Annotated in this window: 2 protein-coding genes; one reads left to right on the top strand and one right to left on the bottom strand. The window is 32.7% G+C overall.

Annotated elements, in window-relative coordinates:
* Nucleotides 1–2,901: glycoside hydrolase family 2 TIM barrel-domain containing protein (locus tag QZQ55_RS10655; protein ID WP_295093173.1), on the bottom strand; the 2,901-nt coding region annotated here is incomplete at its 3' end.
* A gap of 135 nt (nt 2,902–3,036) precedes the next feature.
* On the opposite strand from QZQ55_RS10655, the gene QZQ55_RS10660 reads away from it, so the two are divergent.
* Entirely contained in the window at nt 3,037–3,858 is an 822-nt protein-coding gene (locus tag QZQ55_RS10660) for a PocR ligand-binding domain-containing protein (protein ID WP_295093175.1), read from the top strand.
* Nucleotides 3,859–3,909 lie beyond the last annotated feature (51 nt).

Below are 3,909 nucleotides of genomic sequence, written 5' to 3' on the forward strand. Positions count from 1 at the left end.
ATGATGTTTTTCTTTATCTAATAAGAATTCATCATGTGTCTTAGCACCCCATGTATCATCTCCTGCAACACCCATCTGCTTCTCATTAATACATAACACTGTCTGATATGCTTCAGGTAATTCATCATGATGACGTGCATTTTCTAATTCATAAGGTGTATAGTGTAAAGCTGTAAATTCAAAGTCTTCACCTTTGACTGTTAATTTTGTATTTTCACCTGCATGAATCAATACTTCCTTAACATGTGTTCTATTGCCACATTCCTGTGGGTAGAGATAAGGTGTACAGTTGTCTGTGACATTATAATCATATCTTCCAAGCATTGCCCCTTTGTTTCTATCTATGTAGTTTTCTTCTGGACCAAATCCATAATATGAGACATGCTCCATATCCTTATATAACTGGAATAATAGGCCGAATGCAGGCATTTCAATATTGGATGCAAGAGGCTTATAAGACATATCTACTTCTACTTTTCCATCACCATATATAGTATAAGTAAGATAAAGTAGTTCATCTCCTAAACGAGGTAAATCATATGTATATTCAATCTTGCATGATGTTTCTTCTTTAACTACTCGCACAAATTGACATTTAGCATATAAACTTGCAGTTAGCCATTCCCCATAGCGATAGCCATATTTATTTTCCACATCATTATTTGTAGAAGCTCTAAAGAAGTTTGGTTTTACAGGCACACGAATGTATTCTTCTTGATGATAACGATAAGACACTAATCCCTTCTGTTTTGAGAAGATAACATTGAAACCCTTCCCTACTACACCAACATTTAAATAGTCTTCTACCACCTTAACTGGTAAAGAAGAATTCTTTACTGTTTGAGGTTCATAATCATAAATGTACTGTTCATATGCATAGACTTGATTATCTTTCTTTAGATAAATATTCAATGCATATTCTTTGTTATCTTCAACCATAAACGGATTTTTGATTGTAGTTGTGTTTTGTGGTGCACATGCAACAATAACATTCTGTGATTTAATGACATAGCCGTCACATAACAAATCAATCTGTAAAGTGTATTCATTCAAATCAGTAAATAAGTATCTATTATCTAATTTGATTTCCTGTTCATTGATTATGAAATCTACATATTGATAACAATACTTTACTTCCTGCATTTTAGGAGTATTCTTACGATTCGCAAAGACTAATCCATTACCACAGAAATCATAATCACTTGGTCTTTCTTTAAAATCTCCTCCATAACAGAGTTTTCCATCATGATATAATGCCTGATCGATATAATCCCAGATAAAACCTCCCTGATAAAGAGGATATTTCTTTTCTAAATCAATATACTTAAATAAAGCGCCATTACTATTACCCATTGAGTGCGCATATTCACATAGAATGAACGGTTTGTCCTGATGTGTAGTTAAGTACTTTTCTATATCTTTCACATATGTATACATCTGACTTTCAATATCACTTGTCTCATTGTAAGAACGATCATGGAAGATACCTTCATAATGAATGACACGTGATTGGTCTTTGTTTCTTAAGAATTGAGACATTTCATAGAGATTCTTACCTCCGTGAGATTCATTACCTAAAGACCATATAATAATAGAAGGATGATTCTTATCTCTTTCATACATTGAATTTGCACGATCTAGAATAATATCTAACCATTCAGGCTTATTATCAGGAATAATATGTTCCTTGTCAAAGTACTCACTCCATGTACCATGTGTTTCTAGGTTCACTTCATCAATGACATAAAGTCCATATTCATCACATAGATCATAGACGAAAGATTGATTAGGATAGTGTGATGTACGTAACGCATTGATATTGTGTGCCTTCATATTTAAGATATCCTGTTTTGTTTCTTCATAAGATACATATCTACCTGTATAAGCAGAAAATTCATGTCTATTAACACCGTGGAAAATGATTCTCTGACCATTGATACACATAATACCATTTATGATTTTAAATTCTCTCACACCGACCTGCTGGCTTATACATTCTACTAAACCTTCTTCATCCATTACTTCAATAATCAATGTATAAAGGTGTGGTTTTTCTGCAGACCATAAATGAGGATGCTCTAATTCAAATTGAAGTGATATACTATCCTCTTTTATTTGACTCGCAATAATTTCATCATTATATTTTAAAGTATAAATAACCGTTGTAGGGTGAATAACCGTTGGATTCACTTCTACGACAGCATAATCATATGTATCATTAAGATGTGTAAGTATCTTTACGTCTTCCAAGTGTGTATGAGGTACCATTTCTAGTTCTACATCTCTAAATATTCCTGAAAAACGCCAGAAATCCTGGTCCTCCAGCCAGCTACCGCTACTAAAACGATAGACATTGACTGCAATCTTGTTGTTTCCTTCCTCTATTAAAGAAGTAATATTAAAGCGTGATGGTGTAAAAGTATCTTCACTATAGCCTACAAAAGTTCCATTGCCCCATAAAGCCATTGCGGATTCTACACCTTTAAAAGTAATATAAACATCTGTGTTATCTTTAATAACTGAACTATCAAAATATGTAATATAGCTGCCAATTGGATTATGTTCCGGGATTTCTCCTGGTATGATTTGTTCAGTGGCAGACCAAGGATAGATCTGATTGACATACATAGGTGTTCCATAACCCTGTAACTGAATATGTCCAGGAACATTGATTTCATCCCAGTTATCACTGTTGTAATCCTTATTAAAAAAATCTTTAATTAATTGATTAAAACCATTAGCATAATGAAATTTCCATTTACCATTTAAAGAATAGATATAACTACTCTCATTTGTATGCATCTCCTCTAGAGAGGCATAGCGATGTATTGAGGCATGTGCCTTTTCACGATTGATATTAAATACCTTTGGGTCTTTGACCCATTCATTGTTCATTTCCATATGTTTTATCCTCCAAATATAATTATAAAAATATGAGAACAAATAGAAATGGAATGGAGTATAATATAGGGTAAAATAGTATAATGTTGTATTTTTTTACTTTTGTTGAGATATAATGGTTGTGAGGTGATTTACATGGAAGACTTAGAAAAAATACTCAAACAGCTCTATCTTGTCTCAGGATTAAACATGTCCATTTTTGACATTAATCAAAGAATACTGGCTTCTTACCCTCATAAGAAATCCAAATTCTGCCATGAGATAGGGAAGAGCAAAGCTTCTGATCATTGTTTTATATGTGATATAAATGCGATGAATCATGTAAAAGATACTGGCGAACTTTATGTCTATCAATGTCATTTTGGACTCAGTAAAGCAATTATGCCTTTATATTCTTATGGTGCTTTAAATGGTTATCTAATGATGGGACAAGCAGTTATAGGAACATATAGAAATTATTCTGAAATCATCAATAAATCTAAGCCCTATTTTGAAAATGAAGAAGAATTAAGACAACTTGTCACAAATATTACTATATTAGATGAAGATCAGATATATGCTTTTGCACATGTATGTGATATCTGCGCAAAATACATTTCTCTCACCAATCGCATTCAGGCCAAGAATGATCATCTTGCCCAGGAAATAAAACAGTACTTAATTGCGAATTATAGTAAACCTATTACGATTGATCAGCTATGTGATTATTTCTTCTGCAGCAGAGGAACATTGTTAACTCATTTTAAATCTAAATACAATACAACTATCCACAAATTCTTATTAGATTACCGATTAAAGAAGGCTGCAGAACTATTAACAAATAAGAAACAAACCGTTAAAGAGATTGCTTATCATTGTGGCTTTGAAGACCCCAATTACTTCTGTAAAGTATTCAAAAAGGAGTACCAATGCTCCCCCCTAGAATTCAAAAACAAAGGGGCTGTAACGAATAGATAGATAATATGAAATGACCTCCTAGTTGTCAAAACGTGGATTTAAACTCATAAT

This window comes from uncultured Catenibacterium sp. (genome assembly GCF_900540665.1).
Classification (GTDB): Bacteria; Bacillota_I; Bacilli_A; order Erysipelotrichales; family Coprobacillaceae; genus Catenibacterium.